Origin of the sequence: Variovorax atrisoli 110B (assembly GCF_000382045.1) — a bacterium.
GTDB lineage: Bacteria > Pseudomonadota > Gammaproteobacteria > Burkholderiales > Burkholderiaceae_C > Variovorax > Variovorax atrisoli.
On sequence record NZ_KB907450.1, the window covers coordinates 139,160 to 161,942 of the forward strand.

Below are 22,783 nucleotides of genomic sequence, written 5' to 3' on the forward strand. Positions count from 1 at the left end.
GGCAGGCCGGGACAGGGCAGGACAGGCGTTCAGGCCTGCCGGTGCGCCTCGACGATGCGCGCGAAGCGGCCGAGCACGCTGGCGGCCGCATCGGTGTCGACCACGCCATCGCGCAGCGCGGCCGCGTCGGCGCCCTTGGCGGCCAGCTCGCCGGCCAGCATGCCGATGTAGCCGCGCATGGCGTCGGCGCTGAATTCGGGGTGGAACTGAACGCCCCAGGCGTGCCGGCCGACACGGAAGGCGTGCACCGGCTCATGGTCGTTGCGGGCCAGCGGCACGGCGCCTTCGGGCAGGCGCAACGCGCTCTGCCAGTGCACCGCATGCGCGGGGAACTGCGCGGGCAGGCCCTGCAGCAGCGCGTCGGTGGCGGCGGCCTCGCCGAGCGTGACGGTGACGGTGCCGACTTCGGCGCCCTGCGGATGGTCGCCGGCTTCGCCGCCCAGGGCATGCGCGAGCAGCTGGTGGCCGTAGCAGATGCCCAGCACCGGCGTGTCGCGCGCGACCAGCTGCGCAAGCCAGGCGGCGGTGGCTTCGCTCCAGGGCTCGCGGTGCGACACCATCGAATGCGAGCCGGTGACCACTGCGCCGGCCACGCCGGCGGGGTCGGGCAGGGCGTCGCCCCGGCGCGGATCGATCACCAGCAGCGGCAGCGCGTGTTCGCCGAGCCCGTCGGCGATCCAGTGTTCGAAGTCGCCGCCCTGCTGCGCGCGCAGGGCCTCGAAGGTGCTTCCCAGCTTGACGATGACGAGGGGACGCGGTCGGGAGATGTCCATTCCGCGATCATGCCGCAGAGCGAAAGCTCGGTTTCAGCGGGCGGCTTCCCGGCTGTGCAGCAGGTCCATGAAGGCCCGGCTCACCGGCGAGGGCGAGCGGCCCGCCCGCGTCACCAGCCCGATGGGCCGCGACATGACCGGCCTCTGCAGCGGCACCGTCACCAGATCGTCGTTGTGCGCGAGCTGCAGCGCCAGCCGGGGCAGGGCTGTGATGCCCAGCCCTGCCGCGACCAGCGCGCCCGCGGCAGCCACGCTCGGGTACTCCAGCGCCGGCACCACCTGCAGCCCGCGCTGCAGGAAGGCCGCGTCTGTGATCGGGCGGATGCTGCTGCGGAACCCACTGGCGATGAAGGGCCGCGTCGCGAACACCGACCACGCGACCGAGGCTCGCGACGCGAGCGGGTCGTCGCGCCGGCACAGCAGCATGAACGGGTCGTCGATGAGATGTCGATAGAGCATCGGCTCCTGCGGCCCGGGACGCACGCTGATGCCGAAGTCGGCCTTGCCTTCGTCCACCGTGGAGCGCACCAGCTCCGCCGGCCCCTCGACGAACGAGAACGCCACCTGCGGATGGCTGCGGCGGAACTCGGCGATCGCATTGGGCAGCAGGGCCACGCCGGTCGATGGCAGCGCCGCGATGGTCAGGTGCCCGCTGCGCCCCTCCAGGAACTGCGACAGCTCGCTGAACGAACTGTTGAAGTTCTCCAGGATGCGCAGTGCGATCGGCAGCAGCTCGCGCCCGGCGGGCGTGAGTTCGACATGCCGCGTGTCTCGGTCGAAGAGCCGTGCGCCGGCCAGGTCCTCGACGATGCGGATGGTGCGGCTCAATGCCGGCTGCGACACGTGCAGCGCCGATGCGGCGGCGCGGAAGTTCGAGGTCTTCGCGACCTCGGCGAAGGCCTCCAGCTGCTGCAGCGTGATGTCGACTCGCAAGGCACTTCCTCGGGAATTGATCCGCTCAAGTTATCACAGATATAGAAACATTCGTCTTCCCAGATCAGTGAGCGGAGGCCAGACTTCGAGCCATCTACAACGGAGACAACCCCCTGCGGGGCACGAGTCATGCAAGGAATTCTGGAAGGCATCCGGGTGCTCGAACTCGGACAGGTGCTGGCCGGCCCGTTCGCCGGCGCCATCCTCGCGGACCTTGGCGCCGACGTGGTGAAGCTCGAACGCATCGAAGGCGGCGACGACGCGCGCCACATGGGCCCGGCGTTCCGGCACGGCGACGCGCTCAACTTTCACGTGTTCAACCGCGGCAAGAAGTCGGTGGCCATCGATCTCAAGAGTGCCGAGGGCATGGCCGTGTTCGAGCGGCTCGCAGGGGAGGCCGACATCCTCATCCACAACCTGCGCCCGGGCGTCACCGAGTCGATGGGCATCGACGGGCCATCGCTGTGCGCGCGCCATCCGCGCCTCGTCTACTGCGGCATTTCCGCCTTCGGCCATACCGGGCCGCTCGCAATCCAGCCGGGCTACGAGCCGCTCATCCAGGCCTTCAGCGGCCTGTCGAGCATCAACGGCGGACCGGACGACCCGCCCATGCGCACCGGTGCCTCGGTGTGCGACCAGGGCACCGGCATGTGGGCGGTGATCGGCGCACTGGCGCTGCTGCAGCGGCGCCATGTCACAGGCAGGGGCGGCGTGGTGAGTGCCTCGCTGCTGGAGACCGCGCTGGTCTGGACCGGCCAGAAGTCCGACGCCTATGCCAACGAGGGCCGCCAGCCCGATCGCCATCGCTCGGGCCACCCAGGCTTCGTGCCCTACGAGGCTTTCGACACCGCCGACGCGCCGCTGCTGGTGTGCTGCGGGAACGACCGGCTCTTCGCCAAGTTCGCGCACGAGCTCGGCCGCGACGACTGGATCGCCGACGAGTGTTTCGCCACCAACCGCATGCGGCTGCGCCACAAGGCCGAACTGCTCGCACAGATCGGGGCGCTGCTGCGCGCAAGCACCCGCGACGAGTGGAGCGCGCGTTTCGCCGCGGCCGGCGTGCCCTGCGCGCCGGTGCACACGCTGCCCGAGGCCATCGCGCATCCGCAAGTCGAGGCGCTCGGCATGCTGCAGGGCGTGCCGGGAGAAGACTTCAGGCTCACCGCGCTGCCGTTGTCGATCGATGGCCAGCGGCCGTCGCACCGCTCGGTCGCGCCGCGGCTGGGCCAGCACAATGCGGAATTCGGCGCGCCCGCCGTGCCGTCGAAGGAAGGGAGCACGCATGCCTGATCTGCCGCGCCGCGTCCATCTGCACGAGGAAGGCCCGCGCGAGGGCTTCCAGATCGAGGCCGGCCCCATCGCATCCGCCGACAAGGTGCGCTTCATCGAGGCGCTGGCCGAAACCGGGCTGGAGGAGGTGCAGTGCGTCTCCTTCGTGAACCCCGAGCGCGTGCCCGGCATGGCCGACGCCGAGGAGGTCGCCCGGGCCATCCGCAAGCGCGAGGGCGTGCGCTACACCGGCCTGTGGCTCAACCTGCGCGGCATGCAGCGCGCGATGCGCACGCAGCTCGACATCGAAGGCACCATCGGCACCAGCGCGTCGGAAGCCTTCTCGGTGCGCAACAACGGCAAAGGCCTGGACGCGCTGCGGGAGTCGCAGCGCGAGACGCTGGCCTTCTGCGTCGACCACGGCGTTGCGGTGACGCGCGGCATCGTCACCACGGCCTTCGGCTGCAATCTCGAAGGCGCGATCGCCCCGGCCACCGTGGTGGAGCGCGTGGCGCAGATGCTCGAGGTGATGGCCGAGTTCGGCCTGCACCTGCCGATCCTGCGGCTGGCGGACACCGTGGGCTGGGCCCAGCCCAACGCCATCGCCTCGGTGGTGGGCGCGGTGCGCGAGCGCTGGCCCGATCTGCGGCTGGGCCTGCACCTGCACGACACGCGCGGCACCGCGATGGCCAATGCGCTCATGGGCCTGCAGATGGGCATCGACACCTTCGACAGCGCCTGCGCCGGCCTGGGCGGCTGCCCGTTCGCAGGCCATACCGGGGCGGCCGGCAACATCTGCACCGAGGACCTGGCCTTCATGTGCGAGGAGATGGGCATCGAGACCGGCGTGGACCTCGATGCGCTCATCGGCTGCGCGCGCATGGCCGAGGAGATCGTCGGTCACCCGCTGCCGGGCAAGCTCATGCGGGCGGGCACGCTCGGGCGCTTCCGCCACTGATCGCTGCCGCCATCCGGCGAGCCGAAGAAGAAAACAAACCACAGAAAGAGACAACACCGTGCCGACCTTCGCTTCCCGACTCCGCGCAGCCACGGCGCTCTGCGCGGCCGTGCTGACCATCGCCTCGGCCCATGCCCAGCCGTACCCCGCCAAGCCCATCACCATCGTCGTGCCCTTCGGCGCGGGCAGCGGCACCGACCAGCAGGCGCGCAGCATGGCGCAGGCGCTGGGCGCCGAGTACAAGGTGCCGGTCATCGTGGACAACCGCGCCGGCGCCAGCGGCTTCATCGCCGCGCAATACGTGGCCAAGGCCGCGCCCGACGGCTACACCGTGCTCATGACCACCAACACCACGCACGCGGCCAACGAACACCTCTTCAGGAAGCTGCCCTACGACCCGGTGAAGGATTTCACGCCGGTCACGCTGCTGTCCAAGGGCCACATGCTGCTGCTGGTGAATGCCGATTCGCCGATCAAGTCGGTGGCCGACCTCATCGCGGCCGCAAAGAAGTCGCCTGGAAAGCTCAACTTCGGCAGCGGCAGTTCGTCCAGCCGTGTGGCCAGCGAACTGCTCAAGCAGATGGCTGGCATCGATGTGGTGAACGTGCCCTACAAAAGCAATCCTCTGGCCATCACGGACCTGCTGGGCGGACAGGTCGATTTCATGTTCGCCGACGCGCCGACGGCGCTGCCGCAGGTGAGAAGCGGCAAGCTGCGTGCGCTGGCCGTCAGCGGCAGCAAGCGGCTCGAGGCCGTGCCCGCGCTGCCCACCGTGGAGGAGGCCGGCGTGAAGGGCTACGACATGTCCTACTGGACGGCCGTTTACCTCCCGCCAGGCGCACCGGCCGCCATCACGCAGAAGCTCAACGAGATGATGGTCAAGGTGTCCGCTGCGCCCGCCGTCGTCGCCTATCAGGCCACCACCAGCGGCGAAGCAGCCACCAGCACGCCAGAGGGGCTGGCCCGGTTCCAGGCGGCGGAATCGCAGAAGTGGGGGCAGGTGATCCGCGCGGCCGGCATCCAGCCGGAATGACGACGCCACGGGTGGGGCCGGGTGCCGGGGGGCTCGCAAGCGGATCGGGGTAGGGCTACAGTCGGCCTGTTTCCAATCCTTTCCGGGCAACCGACCCATCCGATGCGTTCCCTGGCCATCTTCCTGTCGATCTCCGCCGCTGCGCTCGGTGCGCACGCCGCCGAGGTGGTGCGCTGCACCGATGCCAGCGGGGCCGTGTCGTACACGAACGTGGCCTGCCCGCCGGGCAGCAAGCAGTCGCGGCAGGTGCCGATCCTCGAATCGCCTCCGCCCGACCCGGCCCGGCGCGACTACACGCCGCCGCAGGCCTCGCCGACACCTCCGGTCGCGCCGCCGAGCCGGGTGGCGGGCAATCCGCCCTCCGGGCCGGCCATCATTCCGCGCTATCCGGAAGAGAGCCTGCCGCAGGCCGCGGCGGATCCGCCGGGTGTGGTCATCCTGAGCCCCGACCCGTACTACGACGGCGTGCGCCCCATCCGCAGGCCGCGTCCGCCGCATGCGCAAGACCCCGGTCCGCCGCCCGGCCAGCGGCCTTGCCAGAACCTCGCCGGCATCAAGCGCAACAACTGCTGAAGACCGACCGGATGAGTGCTGGGGACGAACAGGAGGCCGGCAGCGCGCCGTGGGTCGTGCATTGCGACGGCAGCGCCATGCCCAATCCGGGCCGAATGGGCATCGGTGCCGTCATCACCGCGCCGGACGGCAGCCGCCACACGCTCTCGCAGGCCACGCACACCACGGGCTGCAACAACGAGGCCGAACTGCTGGCGCTGACGCTCGCGCTGCGTGACCTCCGCGAGCGCGGTGCGACGGCGGTGCGGGCCTACAGCGACAACAGCATCCTGGTCGAGCAGCTTGGCGCGACCGGGCCCGAGCCCGCACCCATCGTCCGCCTGGCCGGCCTCTTCGACGAAGCCCGTGCACTGCTGGGCAGCTTCGACGACGTGCGCCTGCACTGGATTCCGCGCCATCGCAACGGCGAGGCCGACGCACTGGCGCGCGCCGCCTTGGGGTTCGGCCCCAAGCCGCCACCGCGCCGGCACCGCAAGCGCCGGTAGGCGCCGACGGGTTCCGGAAAAGGGAACCCGTGCCGGAGCCCCTATCATCACGCGCCATGACAGAAGCCACCTCCCGCCCACCTCTCCCCGACCATCTCTCCATCGACCCGCGCAGCCCGCACCACGTGGCTGCCGCCTTCGAGCACGACATCGGCATCCGATTCAACGGCAAGGACCGCCTCGACGTCGAGGAATACTGCATCAGCGAAGGCTGGATCAAGGTGCCCGCCGGCAAGACGCTCGACCGCAAGGGCAAGCCGCTGCTGATCAAGCTCAAGGGCGCCGTCGAGGCGTACTACAAGTAAGAGACACGGCCGCTCATCGCCACTGCAGAAGCAGCGACCAGGGCTGCCGGCTCATGTGGCGATCGATGCAGCCCGGCGTGCCCGAAGCGCATCCCTCGGGCAGGTAGCTCGGGTCCAGCCACCGCGTGCCCGGCGCGAAATCGAGCCGGCGCCGCGTGACCGACTGCAGCACGTTGCCGCCCACGGTATCGAAGCCCGTGGCATCCACCGCCACCACCACGTCGCAATGCATGGGAAGCGGCTCGCCGCCGGTGGTCCGCGCGGCCAGCACCTCGCCGATCTTGTCGAAGGTGTCGAGCTCGGCGCCTGTTCCGCGCGCCTGGCAGACCAGGTCGCCGACGCGCGGCGGCGTGCGCCTGAGGTCACAGGCCCGCAGCGCATAGCGCGTGCCGCGGCCGAAGCCTTCGTCGACACCGGCCTGCCACGCGGCTCCCGCGTAGTCGGCATGTGCTTCGGAGAACACGAATTCCTCTTCGGCCAGTCCGGCCTGCCGTGCCAGCCAGCTGATGAAGGCTGCGGACCAGGGCGTGTCGATCACCGCGGTGCGTGCCAGCGCTGCCTGCACGGCGCGCAGTTCGGATGAATCCAGCCCCTCGTCGGGACCCACGCCCATGCCTTGCAGGCGTCCGGCCGTCGCCTCGTTCAGCGCCTGCATCAGCAGATGGCGGTCGGCCGGCCGCAGGGCGCCGAAGCGCACCTGCGAGGGCAGCCGCGGGTCGACCGCCTTCCAGTAGCCCAGCACGCGCTGCCACGGCGCGAGTCCGGGCACGGTGCGGCGCGTGTCCTCGGCTTCGGAGTCGCCGGCCTCGGTCATGCGGCCTTCGGCATCCATCGCCTGGCCGCCGAACGCTTCGTGCTCCTGCATGGCGAAGCTGGCCATGGCGAGGGCGCGCGCGGGTGGCGGGTCCTGCGTGGCGGTGTCGAGGCAGACCGGCGCGGCGAGTGCCGGTACAGGCATCAGGGCGCCGCACAGCAGCGCTGCACGCAGCGAAGAAGAAAAAGCTGGGAGCTTGGCGGAGGCGTCGTGTCGCGGCATGTGGTCGCGCAGCATAGCCCGGCGACCGCGTGCCGGCATGCCTTCAGTTGCCGTGGAGCGTGCCGGTATCGAACAGGCTGCGCGCACCGTCGTTGGAAGCCGTGATGGCGGCCCTGGCCCATGCGCGCATCGCGGTCTCGTAGGCGGAAACGGCAGTGAGCGACGAGCGCTCGCCGGCCATGGCACGGGCGAGCGCCGCGGCGTCCCGCAGCGCCGTGTTGGCGCCGACGCCTCCGGCGGGGCTCATGGCGTGGACCGCGTCGCCGAGCAAAGTGACGGGACCGGGGCTCCATGCCGCGATTTCCGGCGGCGAGCTGCGCACCGGCAGCACCGCGAGGGTGCGGATGTCGCCCTGTGCGAACAGCGTGCGAAGCCGGGGATGCCATTGCCGCACGACCGCCTCGACGAGCGCGGGCAGCCGTGCCTGATCCGGCAATTGCCCGGGACCCAGCCCGAGCCTTGCGCGAGGACCGATGAACGCCCAGTAGAGATAGTCGTCGACAGGCTCCAGCGAGCAGGCGGGTGCAAGCGTCGCCGCCATGGCTGGCAACGGCTGCTGGAACAGCATCGGGTCCAGGATCACCGCGAAGCCGTCGGCGAAGACCACGGAGGTGCCCGCCCAAAGGTCCGCGCCGAGGCTCTCGCGCAATGCGGCTGTCGCGATGGTCTTGCCGTAGATGCAGGCTGCGCCGGTGTCGACGGGCTCGGCGCCGGGAGCGAGCTGTCTGCGCACGGCCGAGTTCGCTCCGTCGGCGCCGACCAGCAGCGTCGACCTCGCTTCCCTGCCGTCCTCGAAGACGATCCGCGCGTCGTTGTCGTCGAGGGCCTCGAAGCGGCGGAAGGCCTTGCCGAAGTGCACGCGGCCTTCCAGTCCGCACAGCAGGATCTCCCGCAGCGTCTGGCGGTTCGCGCTGAGATCGTGGGGTCGGGAAGGCGCATTGCCGGAGTCAGTGGCGCGCCAGCTTCTGGCGGGGCGTCCTGGCACCGGCTCCAGGTCGCTGCCGACAAAGCGGACGCCGCCCGAGCTGCCGCCACAGCTGCGCCGGAACAGTTCGTAGAGCTCCGGCGACAGGCACCGTGCCAGCGCGGCCTGCCCGTCGGCGTCGATCCTGATCCGGTAGCCCTGGCTGCGGCTGGCGGCAGCCGGATCACGCTCGTAGACGTCGAAAGCAATGCCCGCGCGCCGCAGGCCCTGGGCGAGGCAGAGGCCGCCGAGGCCCGCGCCGATGATCGAGACATGTGATTGCTGGTGCATCCGTTGTTTCTCCTTCATTCGAGGCTAAGTGCCGGATGCGGTGGCCTGATAATTTCATCGGGACGAAAAACAATGAGAAACGGCCAACATCGACCAACGTCGGCCCGAGCGGGCACGAGCGCATCTCCCGACCCCAGCGAGCGTGCCGACGGGCCGGTGCTCTTTGCCTTCTGGGGCAGCGACGAGCCTGAAAGCGAATTCCGGCTCGGCACCCGCGAATACGACTGGCACAGCCACGTACGCGGCCAGCTCTTCTGCATCGATCGTGGATTGGTGCGCGTGCGCACCGCGCGCGGCGCATGGCTGCTGCCGCCGCACCGCGCCGGATGGATTCCGCCCGGTGTCGATCACAAGGTGAGCGTGAGCGGCGCCCTGAGCGGCTGGGGCGTGATGCTCCGGCCCGACGCCGGCACCGGCCTTCCGGATGAGCCCTGCGTGATGGGTGTCGGCGAGGTGCTGCACGCCCTGGTGCGCCGCGCCGCCAGCTGGAGCGGCAGCGAACATCTGCAGCCCGAGCAGGAGCGCCTGGTCGCGGTGCTGCTGGACGAGATCCGGCTCGGTCCGCGCGAGCCGCTCGGCCTGCCGATGCCGACCGAGCGCCGTCTCGTGACGATGGCCAATCTCCTGATCGAGCATCCTGAAGACCCGCGAACGCTCGACGAGCTCGCGGCATGGGCAGGCCTCTCGGCACGAAGCGCGCGCCGCCACTTCGTTGCGCAGACGGGCATGAGCTTCATCCAGTGGCGCCAGCAGGCGCGGCTTGCGACGGCACTCGAGAGGCTTGCCAACGGCGAGTCCGTCGCGGGCGTCGCCGATGCGCTCGGCTATGCGACGCCGAGCAACTTCATCGCGATGTTCCGCAAGGCCTTCGGGGAATCGCCCGGCCGCTATTTCTCGCGGCGAGGCGGCTGAGCTCGCCGCTCAGCGCCGGCATCAGGCCAGGATCACCCGCTCGCAGGCCTTGCGCAGCCCCGAAAGGCCGGGCAGTTCTCGCGCCTTGGCGTCGGTGACGACCACGTCGACGTCCGCCGTGCGCGCGTACGTCACGCGGCTGGCCTGGCCGATCTTCGCGTGGTCGGCCAGCAGTACCAGCTGCTGCGCCTGCTCGGCCATGGCGCGTGCGACGGTGGCCTCGTGGTGCTCGAAGCTCATGGCCCCGTGCTTCGCATGCAGGCCCACGGGCGACAGCAGCGCGATGTCGGCGCGGTAGCGGTGGATGGCTTCCACCGTGGTGTCGCCGAAGGTGGCCTGCGCCTTCACGTCGATCTGGCCGCCCAGCAGGATGGTCTGGTTGCCGGTGAGCCGGCCTTCGCCCGCGCCCGCGAGCTTGAGCGCGATGCTCAGCGAATTGGTGATGACCGTCATGCCGCTGAGCGTGGCGATTTCTTCCGCGCAGATCGACATGGTGCTGCCAGCGTCCATGAAGATGGTCTGGCCCGGCTGCAGCAGGGCGACAGCGGCCTTGGCGATGGCGCGCTTCTCGCGCTGCCGCGCCACCAGCCGTACCGCCAGCGGCGGTTCGGGCTCCGCCTTGACCGCGACTGCGCCGCCGTGCACGCGCCGCAGTTCGCCCAGGCTCTCGAGTTCGACCAGGTCGCGCCGCACGGTTTCGCGCGACACGGCAAGGTCCTGGACGATGCGCTCCACGCTCAGCCGCGAGAAGGTGGCCAGCAGGCTGCGGATACGCAGGAATCGTTCTTCTTGGAGCATGGAAACGCGGCTTGAGGGAAGAAGTGAAAAAGGCGGCGTCGCGAGACGGCCGCCCCGGGCAGGCGCGAAAGCCGCGCCATTGTGCCCGTGTGCCCGAGTACGCCCATGCGGATGCGCGATCAACCGACCGCACACCCGCACGCCTATGCCGCCCTCAGAGGTCGATCAGGCCCATGGCCGGGTCGCTCACCGAGTGCCTGCCGGTTTCCACGCGGCCGGCGAAGCGGCGGTAGAAGGCCGGGTCGGAGTCGCAGGTGACGGCGAAGTCGTACCACTGCCCGCTGCTGGCCAGCACCCAGGCCTGCTCGGCCTTGGCGCCGCCGTTGACCGTGGCGGTCCACGGGCCGTCGTCGCGGTAGGCCTTGGCGCGCACCGTGAACTTCGCGGCACCGCTGCCGCCGTTGAGCATCTCCACCGAGACGTTGCCGTTGGTCACGTCGTAGCACACGCGCACCTCGGGGTTGGGCGAGCCGCCGGCGCGCAGCTTGTTGAGGTCGCCCTTGAAGTGGCGGTGGAAGCCGTTCGGACCGAGCACCCAAAGGTCGTAGAAGCCGCTGTTGTCGCTGGCGGGGCTCCAGGTGTCGTCGAGCTGCTTGCCGGGTTCGACCATGTAGCGGCGGGGCAGGCGGTCGAGGTTGAGCTTGTCGTAGACGTGGAACACGGCAGCGGCCTTGCCGCTGTTCTTGAAGATCAGCCGCATCTGGCCGTTGACGGCATCGGCGCGGCCGCTCACGTGCAGCTCGTAGGGCAGGGCGCGCGAGGGGCGCGTGCCGGTGGCCTGGCGGGGCAGTTGCGGGTCGAGGGGCAGCGCCACCTGTGCGAGCGCCTGCTGGTCGGCACGCAGCTTGTCGGCTGCGTCCCTGGTGGTGCGCCCTGCCAGCGTGGGCAGCGCTTCGCTGTTGGGCGTCGCGAAGTTGAACGCGCTCGTGAGGTCGCCGCACACCGCACGGCGGAACGGCGAGATGTTCGTCTCCTTCACACCGAAGCGCGCCTCGATGAAGCGCAGCACCGAGGTGTGGTCGAAGGCCTGCGAGTTGACCCAGCCGCCGCGGCTCCAGGGCGAGATGACGTACATCGGCACGCGCACGCCGGGTCCGTAGACGCGGCCGTCGGGTGCGGGCTGACTGCTGGTGCCCGGCGGCTTCGGGTGGGTGAAGCGTTCCACGGCGAGGTCGGACTCGGGCAGCGTGGTCTTGCCGGCCATCGTGCCGTCGGGGTTGAGCGAGGGCGCTGCCGGCGAGGGATAGTGGTCGAAGTAGCCGTCGTTCTCGTCGAAGTTGATGAGCAGCACGGTCTTGCTCCACACCTCGGGCACGGCGGTGAGCGCGTCCAGCGCCTGCTGGATGTACCAGCCGCCTTGCACGGGGCTCGACGGTCCGGGGTGCTCGGAGTAGGTGGCCGGCGCGATGATCCACGACACCTGCGGCAGCTTGCCGTTCTTGATGTCCTGGCGGAACTGCTCGAGGAAGCCGCCGTCGGGCATGGTGTTGGCGATGCCCTTGTAGAGCGGGTTGCCTGCATCGTCGCTGGCCGGGTCGTAGGCGGGTGACGCCGTGTCGTTGCTCACCGGCTTGCCCGAGGCCTCGTTGGCCTGGCGGTATTGCTTGAAGCCCGCCAGCGGGTTGTCGGTGAAGTTGTCGGGCATGTTCTGGTAGATGAACCAGCTGACCTTGGCCTCCTGCAGGCGCTCGGGGTAGGTCTTCCACTCGTAGCCGCTGGTCGAGGGGCCGATGTCGTCCCATTCGTTGACGACCGAGGCCACGCCCGCGACGCCCGTGCCGACCTGGCCCGAGGGGCCGTTGGTGCCGGTCCAGTGGAACATGCGGTTGGAGTTGGTGCCCGTGTGCATGCTGCAGTGATAGCCGTCGCACAGCGTGAAGGCGTTGGCCAGCGCGAACTGGAAGGTGACTTCCGCTTCCTTGAAGTAACCCATCGACGCGTTGTTCTTGTAGCGCGGCCACTGGTAGGCGCGGCCGCCGTCCCAGGCGTTCTGGCCGTCGCTCCACGAATGCGGCGTGCCGCTCACGCGCTGGGCGTTGCCTTTGCGGCTGTCGAGGTGGTAGGGCAGGATGACCTTGCCGTTGGCATCGCTTTGCTGCCACACGTTCAGGCCCTTGGGCAGCGGAATGGTGAAGCGGTCGCCGAAGCCGCGCACGCCCATCAGGGTGCCGAAGTATTGGTCGAAGGAGCGGTTCTCCTGCATCAGGATGACGATGTGCTCGACGTCCTTGATCGTTCCGGTGGCGTTGTTGGCCGGAATGGCCAGCGCGCGGCGGATGCTGGGGGGAAAGGCCGAGAGTGCGAGGGCGGCGGCGCCGGTGGTGGCGGTGCCGGTGAGGAACTTGCGACGTGAATTCGTCATGGGTTTGTTCTTCTCTTGTTGGGGCATGGCTTGGGGCTGGATGTGGGGCTCAGGGTGCGCAACTCTTCACGGGAGCGGCGCCGGTATCGGGTTGCGTGGGCGTGGCAGGCGTGGTGGGCGTGCCTGGAGTCGTCGGCGTGCCGCCGAAGAAGCCGCTGCCGCCGCTGCCGCCACCGCAGGCGGACAGGACGCAGGCCAGGACGAGCGCGGGTGCGAGTCGCGCGAGGAGAGACGAGTGAAGTTGCATGGTTGATGTCCTCTGTGGGCGTTGTTGTCTTGGGGCTGAAGGTGATCTGGGCTCAGGGCAGGCTCGACAGCGGCTGGCCCGACTTGAAGATGCTGTTGAGCTCGGCGCTCGTGAGCGCACGGTTCCAGATCGCGAAGTCGTTGAAGTCCATGGCGCCGCGCGGCGAACTGCTCTCGCGCTGGTAGTAGAGGCCGGTGCCGTCCTCGTTGAGGCCCAGGCCGTTGCCGAGGCCGCCGAGCTTGTCGACCAGCGCGGTGGTGATGGCGGTGCTGTTCGTCTGCACGCCGCGCACGGGGTCCATCACGTAGCCGCGCATGGTGAGCGCCGCCTTGTCGACGACCACCGCCACGTAGGCCCACTGGCCTGCGCTGAGGCTGTAGCCGTTGCTGTCCGCGCGCGCGCTGCCCGTGCCGACGTTGAAGCGGATCTCGCAGCTGCCGAACAGGCCGATGGCCAGGCCCGCGTTGCCGCCGGTGGTGTAGTTCTTGTTGCCGATCACCGTGCCGCCGTTGCTCACCCCCTGGCTGCAGGTGGCATCGGTGCGCACCCAGAACCCGATGGTGAATGCCGTGACCGCGGCGTTGGTGGTGACGTCGTTGTTCTGCACGAGCCGATAGCCGGCCATGCCGCTGGCGTTCTTCACCGTGCTGTCGACGCGCAGCGCCTTGGCCTTGTAGGGCGCGCTGTATCCGTCGTCGACCAGCGAACCGCCGTTGGCGTCGGACGCCCACGGCGCTAGCGTGGAGGCGTTCTTGGTGTCCACGCCGGGCAGGGCGTCGAGCGGGTAGTAGTTGACCAGTCCGTTCGCCAGCGTGGGTGCAAGCGTCACCGGCGCCTCGGGCGCGACATACGAGATCTGAGCGGCAAGCGCCACGCTGGCTTCGCCCGCGACGACCGTGTACTGGAAGGCGTAGAGCCCGTCGCTCGCCGCGACGATGGGATCGGTGTAGGCGGTGGAGCCGGCCGGCAGCGTGGCCACCACCTTGCCGTCGCGCAGGACCTGCACCGCGGCGCTGGTGTTGCCGGCAAGGGTCCACGAGAGTTCGATGCTGCGCTTGTCCGCGCCCGTCTTCGCTGCAAGGCTGCGCAGCGAGGTGCTGGCCTGCAAGGCCTGGCCGGCGAAGCGGTAGTCCGTCGCCGCAGGCAGCGCGCCGAGGTGGCGCAGCACCGTCGGCGCGATGTCGGTGGCGGCAGCGAGTGCGAGCAGCGTGGCATCTGCCGGAGCAGAAGCGCCGACGCCCGGCAGGGCTGCCAGGGTCTTGTTGCTCGCGATGAAGACCGTCTTGTTGCCGTTGTCCTGCACGCCGGTGGCGCTGTCGAAGGCATCGAGGCCATGGCCCGTGGTGAGGATCACCAGCCAGTCTTCCTTCGGGTCGTTGGCAGAGCGCTGTGCGACGCGTGCGAGCAACTGGCCGATGCCTGCCGCGGTGTCGGCGATCGAGCGCTGGTAGGCGTCGCTCTTCAGCCCGTTGCCCGCGGCTGCTGCCGGTGCGCCGTACTGTGCCACCAGCAGGTCGTAGCCGGCGTCGATGAGCTGCGAGGTGCGGTCGGTGACGCAGGCGTCGGCACCCGCGCAGTCGATGGCGCTGTCCACCGTGCCGGCTTCGTTCGCCAGCAGCAGCGGGTACAGCAGGCTCGAGGTGACCGATGCCGTCCTGTAGCCGGCCGCCTTGTTGTTCTGCCTGGCCAGCGCGAAGACGGAAGGTGCGAGCTTGACGTCGATGCGCTGGTCGGCCGTGTCCCAGCGCACGCCGTGGCGCTGTGCCCAGGTGCCGGTCATCAGCGTGGCCCAGCCGGGGCCGTCGGTGGTGCGCTGCTCGCTCGGTGTGCCGTTGGCGCCGCCGGTCCAGGCCGGCGCAACGCGCAGCGATTGAAGGGCCGGGACCTTGTTCTGCGCCATCGCATCGCGAAGCGCCGAATGCGTGAGGCCGTCGATCTCCACGACCAATGCCTTCGGTCCGCTCTTGCCCTGGTTGACCGGCGGCGGCGCGTTGCTGCTGCCGGCGCTGCCACCACTGCCGCTGCTTGCCGGTGGGGTACCGACGAGCGGGAAGCTCGCGCCGCCACCTCCACCACCCCCACCGCAGGCCGCAAGAAGCAGCAGCGTGCAAGCGCTTCCCCACGCACGCGCATGGCGAGCGTTCAATCCTCTGATCATGATTCCCCTCGAAGTGTTGAGATGCCGGCCCGTGGCTCCGACCATGGGCTTGCGTGTTCCCGCATGTGGTTGTGCAAGGAAATGCATTTGCAACAAAACGCACAAATGCTCCGAATGCCTCAGATATTGAGCTTCGCGGGTGACAACGGTTTGACAGGACCGTGAAGGTCGACGGCCAAGAAAAACGGGGCCCGAAGGCCCCGCGGAGAGAAACGCAAGAGAAGGGAGTGGGCGAAAGAGCGCGCAGCCTCAGTCGATGTGCGCCTCGTACTCCTGCCCGAGCGCGAGCAGATTCGTCCAGAAGCCCTGCGGCTTGCCGCCCGCCAGGGTTTCGATGAGCACGTCGACATGCGCGTGCCAGCCGCTCGCCACGCTGAGCATGCCCTTGCGGTTGGCCAGGCGGCTGTGCGTGAGCACGAGCCGCGTGGTGTCGCCCTGCGGCGTGAGTTCGAAGGTGACTTCCGATGGTGCCGCGCCTCCCTCGTTCCAGCTGATCGCCAGCAGCCTGGGCGGCTCCATGCGCAGGAGCCGCGACTTCTGCAGGATCGGTTCTCGGCACTCGGCAAAGCGATCGGGCGCCACTTCACCGGTGAGGCTGGTGTGGTCGAAGCGCAGTTCGAAGAGTTCGCCTGGCGCCGGAGGCAGCGCGCCGCCGGCCAGCCAGGTGGCGCGCTTGTCGGAGTCGGCGAGGTAGGCCCATACGCGCTCGATGGGCGCGGGCAGGATGCGCTCCATGCGCAGGGTGGTGGCGTCGACCTGGGCGCCCAGGTTGTGCTTGGTCGTCATTTGCTGATGCTCCTTGGGTTGGATGGGGGAGAAACGCTCACTTTCGGGCCTGCGAATCGCGCCGCAGCTCCTGCTCCAGCGCATCGAGGCGATTGCTCCAGAAGCCTTCGTAGTAGCGCAGCCATGCATCCGCCATGGCCAGCGCCTCCGGCTCCAGCCGGCAGACATGTGCGCGGCCCTGCACGGTGCGCGACACCAGGCCCGCGCGCTCCAGCGTCTTCACGTGCTTGGACGCCCCGGCGAAGGACATGTGGAAGGGCGCGCCCAGTTCGCCCACGCTGCACTCGCCATGGGACAGCAGTTGCAGCATCGTGCGGCGCGTGCTGTCGGCGAGGGCGTGGAACACGGCGTCGAGCCGTTCGTCTGCGAGTTCTAGTTCAACCATGTGGTTGAATATAGACGCGATCCCGCTGATGTTCAACTAAATGGTTGAATAAAAATGTCAGTTACACCGGATACACCCGGGACGGGAAACGCCGGCATCAGGCTGGATCGGAGCAGAGGGCACTCCTAGGATTCGTCTCGTTCCATCCACTCGCAAAAAGAAAGAGAAAACGAAATGACATCTCCCATCCAGCGCCGCACCCTGTTGCTCGCCGCCTCCGTCCTGCCGCTTGCCGGCGCCTGCACAGCGTGGTCGGGCGCGGGCTCCCAGTCTTCCGCCGAAGCGCAGCTCGCAGAGCTGGAGCGCGCATCGGGCGGTCGCCTGGGCGTGGCCGGTTTCAACACGGGCAGCGGCGTGCGCCTGCAGCACAGGGCGCACGAGCGCTTTCCTCTGTGCAGCACCTTCAAGCTGATGCTGGCCGCCGCGGTGCTCGAGCGCAGCACCAGGGACAGCAGCCTGCTGTCGCGCAACCTGAGCTACGGCAAGGGCGACCTGATCGACCATTCGCCGATCACCGAGAAGCATGTCGCCACCGGCATGACGGTGGCCGCCATGTGTGCTGCCACCATCCAGTACAGCGACAACGCCGCGGCCAATCTGCTGCTGAAGGAGCTGGGCGGCCCGGCCACGGTCACCGCCTTCGCGCGCGGCATCGGCGACCAGACCTTCAGGCTCGACCGCACCGAGCCCGAACTCAACACCAGCATCCCGGGCGATCCGCGCGACACCACGACGCCGTCGGCCATGAGCGACAGCATCCAGCGCCTCGTGCTCGGCGACGCCCTGGGCGCGGCGCAGCGCGATCAGCTCAAGACCTGGCTGCTGGGCAACACCACCAGCACCGAGCGCTTCCTGGCGGGCGTGCCGGCGGGATGGAAGGTGGGCGACAAGACCGGCTCGGGCTCCTATGGCTCGACCAACGACGTCGGCGTGCTGTGGCCGCCGGCCGGTGCGCCCATCGTGCTGTCGGTGTACCTGACCTTCCCGCAGAAGGATGCGAAGGGCCGCAACGACGTGATCGCCTCGGCCGCGCGCATCGCTGCCACCGCGCTGGCCGGTTGAGGACCCGCGGCGTCAGCGCAGGCCGAACAGTCCGGCCGCGTTGCTCCAGGCGATGCGCTGCGCCACGTCCTCCGGCAGGTCGCCGAGCCAGACCCGGTAGCCGCGCATCGTTTCGTCGTAGTTGCTCCAGCGCTGGTTGATCCAGGTGTCGGAGCCGACCATGAAGCGGCCCGGGTGCTTGAGGATCAGCGCGCGCCATTCGGGGCAGAGCCTGCCGCCTTCGCAGGTCAGCCCCGGCCTGTACGAGAGCTCGCCCATCAGCAGCGGATAGCGCTCCAGCATCGCCTGCACCCGCTCCACCGGCGTGCCGCCGATGCCCGTGTGGGCCCAGATGAGGCGCAGCGACTGTCCCTTCGAAGGCGCATTCGCCATCAGCAGGTCGACCGCCACGTCGTCGACGTGCGCGAGCACCGCGAGCTTCTCGCGCTCCGCCAGCGCGACCAGCTTCTTCGCGACCGGACCGTTGGCGTTGGCGCTCTCGTAAAGGTGGAACTCGCCCAGGCCGCGATAGGGGCCGCTGGCCGTGCCGCGCGCAAGCTCGGCTTGCACCATCTCGTAGATGGTCTCGTCGCGGAACCAGTTGGTGTAGTCGTCGCGGTTGCGGTAGAGCCGCACGAAGGGAACCACCGTCACGCCCGCCGCACGCGTCTCGCGAGCCGCCGCCAGCGTCTGCGTGCCGGCATTGGGGCGCGAGTTCGCGATGATCGCCTTCACGTCGTTGCGCTGCATGCGCGCCAGCGCCTCCGAGGGGGGGAAGGGGCCGGTGTTGCCATCCCAGGCTTCCTGGTTGTAGTGCAGGTGCGTGTCGAACAAAGGGCCCTTGTACGGAGCCGGCGTCCCCTGCGCGAACGCCGTGCCGGCGGCCAGGAGCATGGCGATGGCGGATGCGGCGGCTCTCATGCGTACCCCTCGTGATGAAAGGAGCCGGATTATCCGGGCCTGGAGGCGATGCCGGGCACTAGAGCTTCTTCCAGGTGAGGCCATCGGCAGAGCGATAGGTGCCGCCGCTGGCGCAGCAGCCGCCCGCGCCGAAGGCACGTCGACCGAGCCTTGCCGTGACCTGCCCCGCATCGAAGCTCAGCGACTGGCGCTCGCACGCGGTCGGAAGCGGATACGGTTCGGGAGCCAGCATGCTCGTCCATTCGAGCCGGCCCTGCGGGCCTTGCCGCACGCGAAGCACTTCGCAGTCGTGCACCACCAGATGGACCGGCTGGCCGGCGAGCGTGCCCTGGAACACCTGCTCGGCAGGCGCGGTGCGGATGGCGATTTCTTCGGCGGTGGGTTGCGCGGCGGTGTCGACGCGCTCGCATCCGCCGAGGAGCGCGACCACGGCGCCCGCCACGATCGCGAGCATGGCGTGCAGCGGATGCCGGGGCTTGGACAGCATGGGAGGTTCCGGGAATGTGCTCGAGGAATTGCAGGCTGCAGGTGACAGGCCGCTCGCTCCTCAGGTCTGGATGTACCCCGCGGGCCCGGCCGTGGGAGACGGCGCCACCTGCGGCTCCCCCAGCATCTCGCGCACCGTCGATTCGATGGTGCGGGACATCGCATCCAGCGCCAGATCGTTGGGCTGCGTGCCGAAGGGCTCCTCGATCTCCGCGCCCAGCGCCTCCAGCGCGAAGAAGGTGTAGGCGATGAAGGCGACCACCACCGGCGTCATCGGGCCGATCGCGTCAACCAGCCCGAAGGGCAGCAGCACGCAGTACAGGTAGATGGTGCGGTGGATGATGACCGAGTACGTGAACGGTATCGGCGTGCCCGCGATGCGCTCGCAGCCGCCCAGCGCTTCGGTCAGTCGGCCCAGCGGGTGCTCCATGGCCTGCGCCAGCGTCGGGTCGAGCCGGCCGTGGCGGCGCTGCTCGCGCAGCCATTCGCCCACCATCAGCAGGAGCACGGCGGGCTTGAAGCGCGCGGCCCGAAGGCGTGCGCAGTCTTGTGCGGGCAGCAGCCGGGCGAGGTCGGCCGAAGCGTCGGTGCCGCGCAACTGATGGCGCAGCGCGTGGACGAAGGCGACCAGGCGCATGGCCGGCGTGGATGCCTCAGCGGGCGCATCCGTCAGGGTGAGCACTTGCCGGACCAGCGTGCGCGTCTCGTTGAGCAGCGTGCCCCAGAGGGTGCGCGCCTCCCAGTAGCGCGAGTAGCTCGTGCCGTTGCGGAAACCCAGGAAGATGGCAAGCGTCAGCCCGATGAGCGAGAAGGGCACGAAGTTCAGCGGCACCTTCCACTGGAAGAGCCGGCCGTGCAGCACCGTCACCAGCACCGCGAAGGCGGTGGTCCACAGCAGCTGGGGCGCGATGTCCGACAGGACGGAGCCGCGCCATACGAAGAGCATGCGCAGCCAGTGGGGGCGGGGTCGGACGATCATCGGTGGGGGATTATCCCCGCGCCCGCCGACTCGAAGCTCAGAGCACGAACCAGCCCACCGCCACGTAGTGGCTCGTCGTTCCCGCCAGCACGAACAGGTGCCACGCCCCGTGCGCGTGCCTGAAGCCCGAGCGGTTGCGATAGAACACCGTGCCCGTCGTATAGAACACGCCGCCGATCAGAAGCCACACGAGGCCTGCCGTATCGAGCCTTGCAGCCAGCGGCACGGCAGCCAGCACCACCAGCCAGCCCAGGCCGATGTAGATCGGCAGCGACGGCTTCTTCGGCGCGCCATTCCTTGCCGGAACCAGCTCGCGCCGGATGCCGAAGGCGGCCGCGGTCCAGATCGTCGCGAGCAGCAAGAGCCCCCACGGGCCCTGCATCGTGACCAGCGCGAAGGGCGTGTAGGTACCGGCGATCAGCAGGAAGATGGCGCAGTGGTCCGCGCGCTCCCACATGCGCTTGAGGCGCCCGCGCGTGCTGTGAAAGAGGGTGGAGGCGGCATACAGCGCCACCGCCGAAAGGGAGAACACCAGCGCGCCCACGATGCGGGCGGGATCGCCGGTGGGCAACGTCTTGGCGAGCAGCAGGGCCATTGCCGGCAGCGCGAGCAGCAGGCCCAGCAGGTGGCTGTATCCGTTGAGCCGTTCGCCCGGGTACATCGTGCCTCGCCGGAATTCGCCTGCCTGCCTCGCGTGCCTTGCTTCAGCGCCCCGTTTCCTTGAGGTAGGTCTTGCGCGCCGCGAAGGCGGTGTTCGCGAAGTCCGAGAACACGCCGTCGACGCCCGCGCGGAAGAACGCCAGGTACTCGGCCGTCGGGTCGCCCTTGTAGACGCCTGCCAGGTACTTGGCCTCGTTGCGGAAGGTGTAGCTGTGCACGAAGAGGCCGGCCTTGTGCGCGTCGGCGATCAGGCTGGTGGGCTTGACGGTGTTCACGTCGGCCAGGCCCTTGCCTGCGACGAAAGGCACGATGGTGTGCGCCATGACCTGCGGCTTCCACGGCCCGATGCCGTCGGCGTAGGTCTTGACCTCGGCCAGGCCCGCCGGCGTGAGCATCTCGCCGAACCACTTCGGGTTGCCGGCCAGCGTCCAGCTGTACGGGCGGCCGTCGACGAAGGTGTAGACGTCGTTGGTGACGTAGATCATCTCGCCCGTCTGGTAGTTGACGTCGTTGCCGTCGATCAGCTGCACCGCGCGCGCCTTCATGCCGGCCGAGCGCAGGTACTTCAGGCTCTCGGGCTCGAAGCTCTGCACGAAGATGGGCGCATCCTTGCGGTTGAGGTCGTTGAAGTTCATGACCTTCAGCAGCGCGTCTTCCAGCGGATGGCTGCCGGCCGGTCCGCAGCCGTTGGCGATGGCCTGGGCGTTGTTCCAGATCGGGTTCTTGGTTTCCGGGTACACGGTGAGCGTGCGGCCGGTGGCGGCGCTCTTGGCCTTGGCGATGTCGATCAGTTCCTGGAAGCTGATGATGGGCAGCTTGCCGTTGAGGTCGGTGGGGCGCTGGTCCCGGGCGTCGTAGGTGGTGCCGCGGATCCACTGGCGCAGCTCGTCCATCGTGAAGTCGGTGATGGACCAGTCGTTGGTGTGGTCCTCGCCGTCGACGATGAGCGACTTGAGCACCGACTTCGGATCGCTCGGGTCGGTCAGGTCGCTCAGGTATTGCGCCGGGCCGTTGGCTGCGATGGGCGGGTACTTCACGTCGACCAGCACGCCCGGCACGGTGCGCTTGCGGCCGGCGACGGTGGTGTTGGTCTTGGCGACTTCCGCGATGTTGGTGTTGTCGCTCAGCCAAGGGTTGTGGCGCGCGACGAGCACGCAGTCCTTGGTGAGGTGCAGGTCGGTTTCGAGCGAATCGGCGCCGGCGTCGGCGGCGGCCTCGTAGGCGGTCTTCGTTTCTTCCGGATACAGGCCTGGCAGGCCGCGATGGCCGATGACCAGGGGGACGGAACCGTCGAGCGTGCCCAGCGGCGCTGGCGCGGGCGGAGCGGGCGTGGGAGCCGGTGCAGGGGCGGGCGCCGGTGCCGGCGGAAGCACCGGCAAAGAGATGCCGCCGCCGTTGCCGCCGCCGCAGGCCGTCATCAGGATGCTTCCGCCGATGGCGGTGATTGCGGCGATGGTCGCGAGGACGGGACGGTTCGCAGACGCGGGAACGCTCTTTTTCATATGTGGTTTTCAGGTGTCTGTTGATGAAGAAGCGAAAGCCGGCGGATGCTAGGTTTGCCCCGTGACGGGACAGTGACCGGCATGCGCCCCCGCGACTTCCCCTGCAACAGCCTGAAAACCAGCGTCGGATCGACGCCCGGGCGGCTTCTTGTCAGGGCCGCGTGCCCACCAGCACGGGCTGGAAGAAGGCACCGTCGATGCGCCGCACGTCCTTGAGGCCTGCTTCCTGCATGAGCTCGCACAGCCTCGCCGTCGAGATGGCGTAGTAGCGCGATCGCATCACGCGCGTGCTCACCGCCTGCGTCGCGAGATCCTCGGTGACGAAGAAGAAGCCGAGGTCGTAGTGATCGCCACTGCCGCCGTCGTCGAAGTCCCAGACCTGGAAAAGCACATGGCGCCTGCCGTCGTCCAGGCGGGCGCCGTAGTGCTTCACGATGTTGCTGCCGCGCTCTTCCTTCGCGTAGTCGCGCACGCTGACCACGCAGCCACCGCCGGGTCGCAGGCAGGCGCTCATCTGGCGCAGGGCCGTGAGCAGGTCGGCGTCGGTCTGCAGGTGCGGCATGGAGTTGTCGCACGACATCACGATGTCGAAGCCGCCGCCGTGATGCGTGTGTGCCTCGCGCATGTCGCACACCGAGAAGGCGATGTCGAGGCCGCGCTGGCCGGCTTCCCTTTTCGCGCGCTCGATCTCATCGGGCGACAGGTCCGACGCCGTCACTGCATGGCCCAGCGCCGCGAGCCCCAGCGCCTGGGTGCCGATGCCGCAAGACACGTCGAGCACCCTGCGGCGCGCTTGGGTGCAGGGCCATTCGGCCTCGATGAGCTGCGAGAGCTTCTCGCCCTGTACGCGGATGCTCTCGTTCCAGTCCGGATAGATCAGGTGATAGAGCGGTGCGAGTTCGTCGTAGAAGTCGTTGGTCATCCGC

At 69.1% G+C, this 22,783-nt stretch carries 24 protein-coding genes; 8 read left to right on the forward strand and 16 right to left on the reverse strand.

Annotated features, from left to right (window positions below; translation table 11 throughout):
• Positions 1-29 precede the first annotated feature (29 nt).
• Together G369_RS0100670 and G369_RS0100675 are read right to left on the reverse strand one after the other, a co-directional pair.
• Positions 30-773 (reverse strand): glutamine amidotransferase, encoded by a 744-nt coding sequence (locus G369_RS0100670; protein WP_019652041.1) that lies wholly within the window; start codon positions 771-773, stop codon positions 30-32.
• 33 nt (positions 774-806) lie between these two features.
• Positions 807-1,706 carry a LysR family transcriptional regulator gene (locus G369_RS0100675; RefSeq protein ID WP_019652042.1) on the reverse strand — a complete coding sequence of 300 codons (900 nt, stop codon included), beginning with the start codon at positions 1,704-1,706 and terminating at the stop codon, positions 807-809.
• 129 nt (positions 1,707-1,835) lie between these two features.
• On the opposite strand from G369_RS0100675, the gene G369_RS0100680 reads away from it, so the two are divergent.
• The 6 genes from G369_RS0100680 (at position 1,836) to G369_RS0100705 (ending at position 6,329) form a co-directional block, all read left to right on the forward strand.
• Positions 1,836-2,996 carry a CaiB/BaiF CoA transferase family protein gene (locus tag G369_RS0100680; protein WP_019652043.1) on the forward strand — a complete coding sequence of 387 codons (1,161 nt, stop codon included), beginning with the start codon at positions 1,836-1,838 and terminating at the stop codon, positions 2,994-2,996.
• Positions 2,989-3,933, forward strand: coding sequence for a hydroxymethylglutaryl-CoA lyase (locus tag G369_RS0100685; protein ID WP_019652044.1), 945 nt, complete (start codon positions 2,989-2,991; stop codon positions 3,931-3,933). The genes G369_RS0100680 and G369_RS0100685 overlap by 8 nt, the downstream gene beginning before the upstream one ends.
• 58 nt (positions 3,934-3,991) lie before the next feature.
• Positions 3,992-4,966 carry a Bug family tripartite tricarboxylate transporter substrate binding protein gene (locus G369_RS0100690; protein ID WP_019652045.1) on the forward strand — a complete coding sequence of 325 codons (975 nt, stop codon included), beginning with the start codon at positions 3,992-3,994 and terminating at the stop codon, positions 4,964-4,966.
• Positions 4,967-5,068: 102 nt separating this feature from the next.
• A complete protein-coding gene (locus tag G369_RS0100695) occupies positions 5,069-5,539 on the forward strand; it encodes a DUF4124 domain-containing protein (RefSeq protein ID WP_026346114.1) in 471 nt (156 codons plus the stop codon).
• A gap of 11 nt (positions 5,540-5,550) precedes the next feature.
• Positions 5,551-6,024, forward strand: coding sequence for a ribonuclease HI family protein (locus G369_RS0100700; protein ID WP_019652046.1), 474 nt, complete (start codon positions 5,551-5,553; stop codon positions 6,022-6,024).
• Positions 6,025-6,080: 56 nt separating this feature from the next.
• Positions 6,081-6,329 carry a DUF3297 family protein gene (locus tag G369_RS0100705; RefSeq protein ID WP_019652047.1) on the forward strand — a complete coding sequence of 83 codons (249 nt, stop codon included), beginning with the start codon at positions 6,081-6,083 and terminating at the stop codon, positions 6,327-6,329.
• Positions 6,330-6,342: 13 nt separating this feature from the next.
• Here the strand turns inward: G369_RS0100705 and G369_RS0100710 are convergent, their stop codons facing one another.
• Positions 6,343-7,365: a DUF2272 domain-containing protein gene (locus G369_RS0100710; protein ID WP_244164262.1), complete on the reverse strand. Its 1,023-nt coding sequence runs from the start codon at positions 7,363-7,365 to the stop codon at positions 6,343-6,345.
• A 43-nt stretch (positions 7,366-7,408) separates the two neighbouring features.
• On the reverse strand, positions 7,409-8,638 hold the full coding sequence (locus tag G369_RS0100715; protein ID WP_244164263.1) for an FAD-dependent oxidoreductase: 1,230 nt from the start codon (positions 8,636-8,638) through the stop codon (positions 7,409-7,411).
• 54 nt (positions 8,639-8,692) lie between these two features.
• Here G369_RS0100715 and G369_RS0100720 point away from each other — a divergent pair, with 54 nt between their 5' ends.
• Complete coding sequence (locus tag G369_RS0100720) at positions 8,693-9,532, forward strand: AraC family transcriptional regulator (protein WP_026346115.1); 840 nt, start codon at positions 8,693-8,695, stop codon at positions 9,530-9,532.
• Between the two features lie 21 nt (positions 9,533-9,553).
• Here the strand turns inward: G369_RS0100720 and G369_RS0100725 are convergent, their stop codons facing one another.
• The 6 genes from G369_RS0100725 to G369_RS0100750 all read right to left on the reverse strand — a co-directional run bounded on the left by G369_RS0100725 (position 9,554) and on the right by G369_RS0100750 (position 16,268).
• Complete coding sequence (locus G369_RS0100725; RefSeq protein ID WP_019652051.1) at positions 9,554-10,330, reverse strand: DeoR/GlpR family DNA-binding transcription regulator; 777 nt, start codon at positions 10,328-10,330, stop codon at positions 9,554-9,556.
• A 154-nt stretch (positions 10,331-10,484) separates the two neighbouring features.
• Entirely contained in the window at positions 10,485-12,692 is a 2,208-nt protein-coding gene (locus G369_RS0100730) for a phosphocholine-specific phospholipase C (protein WP_019652052.1), read from the reverse strand.
• Between the two features lie 49 nt (positions 12,693-12,741).
• Positions 12,742-12,939 carry a hypothetical protein gene (locus tag G369_RS37425; RefSeq protein ID WP_019652053.1) on the reverse strand — a complete coding sequence of 66 codons (198 nt, stop codon included), beginning with the start codon at positions 12,937-12,939 and terminating at the stop codon, positions 12,742-12,744.
• Between the two features lie 52 nt (positions 12,940-12,991).
• On the reverse strand, positions 12,992-15,097 hold the full coding sequence (locus G369_RS0100740) for a LamG-like jellyroll fold domain-containing protein (protein ID WP_063827398.1): 2,106 nt from the start codon (positions 15,095-15,097) through the stop codon (positions 12,992-12,994).
• Between the two features lie 249 nt (positions 15,098-15,346).
• Complete coding sequence (locus G369_RS0100745) at positions 15,347-15,883, reverse strand: SRPBCC family protein (protein WP_019652055.1); 537 nt, start codon at positions 15,881-15,883, stop codon at positions 15,347-15,349.
• A gap of 37 nt (positions 15,884-15,920) precedes the next feature.
• Positions 15,921-16,268: an ArsR/SmtB family transcription factor gene (locus G369_RS0100750; RefSeq protein ID WP_019652056.1), complete on the reverse strand. Its 348-nt coding sequence runs from the start codon at positions 16,266-16,268 to the stop codon at positions 15,921-15,923.
• A gap of 174 nt (positions 16,269-16,442) precedes the next feature.
• Here G369_RS0100750 and bla point away from each other — a divergent pair, with 174 nt between their 5' ends.
• Positions 16,443-17,330 carry a class A beta-lactamase gene (gene bla / locus G369_RS0100755; protein WP_019652057.1) on the forward strand — a complete coding sequence of 296 codons (888 nt, stop codon included), beginning with the start codon at positions 16,443-16,445 and terminating at the stop codon, positions 17,328-17,330.
• A 12-nt stretch (positions 17,331-17,342) separates the two neighbouring features.
• Here bla and G369_RS0100760 read toward each other — a convergent pair whose 3' ends face one another.
• The 6 genes from G369_RS0100760 to G369_RS0100785 form a co-directional block, all read right to left on the reverse strand.
• Positions 17,343-18,230, reverse strand: a complete 888-nt coding sequence (locus G369_RS0100760) for an amidohydrolase (RefSeq protein WP_019652058.1) — start codon at positions 18,228-18,230, stop codon at positions 17,343-17,345.
• A 58-nt stretch (positions 18,231-18,288) separates the two neighbouring features.
• On the reverse strand, positions 18,289-18,717 hold the full coding sequence (locus G369_RS0100765) for a hypothetical protein (protein ID WP_019652059.1): 429 nt from the start codon (positions 18,715-18,717) through the stop codon (positions 18,289-18,291).
• Positions 18,718-18,777: 60 nt separating this feature from the next.
• Positions 18,778-19,695, reverse strand: a complete 918-nt coding sequence (locus tag G369_RS0100770; RefSeq protein WP_019652060.1) for a bestrophin family protein — start codon at positions 19,693-19,695, stop codon at positions 18,778-18,780.
• 37 nt (positions 19,696-19,732) lie between these two features.
• Entirely contained in the window at positions 19,733-20,356 is a 624-nt protein-coding gene (gene trhA, locus G369_RS0100775) for a PAQR family membrane homeostasis protein TrhA (RefSeq protein ID WP_019652061.1), read from the reverse strand.
• 43 nt (positions 20,357-20,399) lie between these two features.
• Complete coding sequence (locus tag G369_RS0100780) at positions 20,400-21,857, reverse strand: glycerophosphodiester phosphodiesterase family protein (protein ID WP_019652062.1); 1,458 nt, start codon at positions 21,855-21,857, stop codon at positions 20,400-20,402.
• Positions 21,858-22,008: 151 nt separating this feature from the next.
• Positions 22,009-22,779, reverse strand: coding sequence for a class I SAM-dependent methyltransferase (locus G369_RS0100785; RefSeq protein WP_019652063.1), 771 nt, complete (start codon positions 22,777-22,779; stop codon positions 22,009-22,011).
• Positions 22,780-22,783: the final 4 nt, after the last annotated feature.

What these genes read in the sequence shown, in the direction of transcription:
- G369_RS0100670 (WP_019652041.1), bottom strand. Translation starts at nt 773, where the DNA reads ATGGACATCTCCCGACCGCGTCCCCTCGTCATCGTCAAGCTGGGAAGC.
- G369_RS0100680 (WP_019652043.1), top strand. Translation starts at nt 1,836, where the DNA reads ATGCAAGGAATTCTGGAAGGCATCCGGGTGCTCGAACTCGGACAGGTG.
- G369_RS0100685 (WP_019652044.1), top strand. Translation starts at nt 2,989, where the DNA reads ATGCCTGATCTGCCGCGCCGCGTCCATCTGCACGAGGAAGGCCCGCGC.
- G369_RS0100695 (WP_026346114.1), top strand. Translation starts at nt 5,069, where the DNA reads ATGCGTTCCCTGGCCATCTTCCTGTCGATCTCCGCCGCTGCGCTCGGT.
- G369_RS0100700 (WP_019652046.1), top strand. Translation starts at nt 5,551, where the DNA reads ATGAGTGCTGGGGACGAACAGGAGGCCGGCAGCGCGCCGTGGGTCGTG.
- G369_RS0100705 (WP_019652047.1), top strand. Translation starts at nt 6,081, where the DNA reads ATGACAGAAGCCACCTCCCGCCCACCTCTCCCCGACCATCTCTCCATC.
- G369_RS0100710 (WP_244164262.1), bottom strand. Translation starts at nt 7,365, where the DNA reads ATGCCGCGACACGACGCCTCCGCCAAGCTCCCAGCTTTTTCTTCTTCG.
- G369_RS0100715 (WP_244164263.1), bottom strand. Translation starts at nt 8,638, where the DNA reads ATGAAGGAGAAACAACGGATGCACCAGCAATCACATGTCTCGATCATC.
- G369_RS0100720 (WP_026346115.1), top strand. Translation starts at nt 8,693, where the DNA reads ATGAGAAACGGCCAACATCGACCAACGTCGGCCCGAGCGGGCACGAGC.
- G369_RS0100725 (WP_019652051.1), bottom strand. Translation starts at nt 10,330, where the DNA reads ATGCTCCAAGAAGAACGATTCCTGCGTATCCGCAGCCTGCTGGCCACC.
- G369_RS0100730 (WP_019652052.1), bottom strand. Translation starts at nt 12,692, where the DNA reads ATGACGAATTCACGTCGCAAGTTCCTCACCGGCACCGCCACCACCGGC.
- G369_RS37425 (WP_019652053.1), bottom strand. Translation starts at nt 12,939, where the DNA reads ATGCAACTTCACTCGTCTCTCCTCGCGCGACTCGCACCCGCGCTCGTC.
- G369_RS0100740 (WP_063827398.1), bottom strand. Translation starts at nt 15,097, where the DNA reads ATGATCAGAGGATTGAACGCTCGCCATGCGCGTGCGTGGGGAAGCGCT.
- G369_RS0100745 (WP_019652055.1), bottom strand. Translation starts at nt 15,883, where the DNA reads ATGACGACCAAGCACAACCTGGGCGCCCAGGTCGACGCCACCACCCTG.
- G369_RS0100750 (WP_019652056.1), bottom strand. Translation starts at nt 16,268, where the DNA reads ATGGTTGAACTAGAACTCGCAGACGAACGGCTCGACGCCGTGTTCCAC.
- bla (WP_019652057.1), top strand. Translation starts at nt 16,443, where the DNA reads ATGACATCTCCCATCCAGCGCCGCACCCTGTTGCTCGCCGCCTCCGTC.
- G369_RS0100760 (WP_019652058.1), bottom strand. Translation starts at nt 18,230, where the DNA reads ATGAGAGCCGCCGCATCCGCCATCGCCATGCTCCTGGCCGCCGGCACG.
- G369_RS0100765 (WP_019652059.1), bottom strand. Translation starts at nt 18,717, where the DNA reads ATGCTGTCCAAGCCCCGGCATCCGCTGCACGCCATGCTCGCGATCGTG.
- G369_RS0100770 (WP_019652060.1), bottom strand. Translation starts at nt 19,695, where the DNA reads ATGATCGTCCGACCCCGCCCCCACTGGCTGCGCATGCTCTTCGTATGG.
- trhA (WP_019652061.1), bottom strand. Translation starts at nt 20,356, where the DNA reads ATGTACCCGGGCGAACGGCTCAACGGATACAGCCACCTGCTGGGCCTG.
- G369_RS0100780 (WP_019652062.1), bottom strand. Translation starts at nt 21,857, where the DNA reads ATGAAAAAGAGCGTTCCCGCGTCTGCGAACCGTCCCGTCCTCGCGACC.
- G369_RS0100785 (WP_019652063.1), bottom strand. Translation starts at nt 22,779, where the DNA reads ATGACCAACGACTTCTACGACGAACTCGCACCGCTCTATCACCTGATC.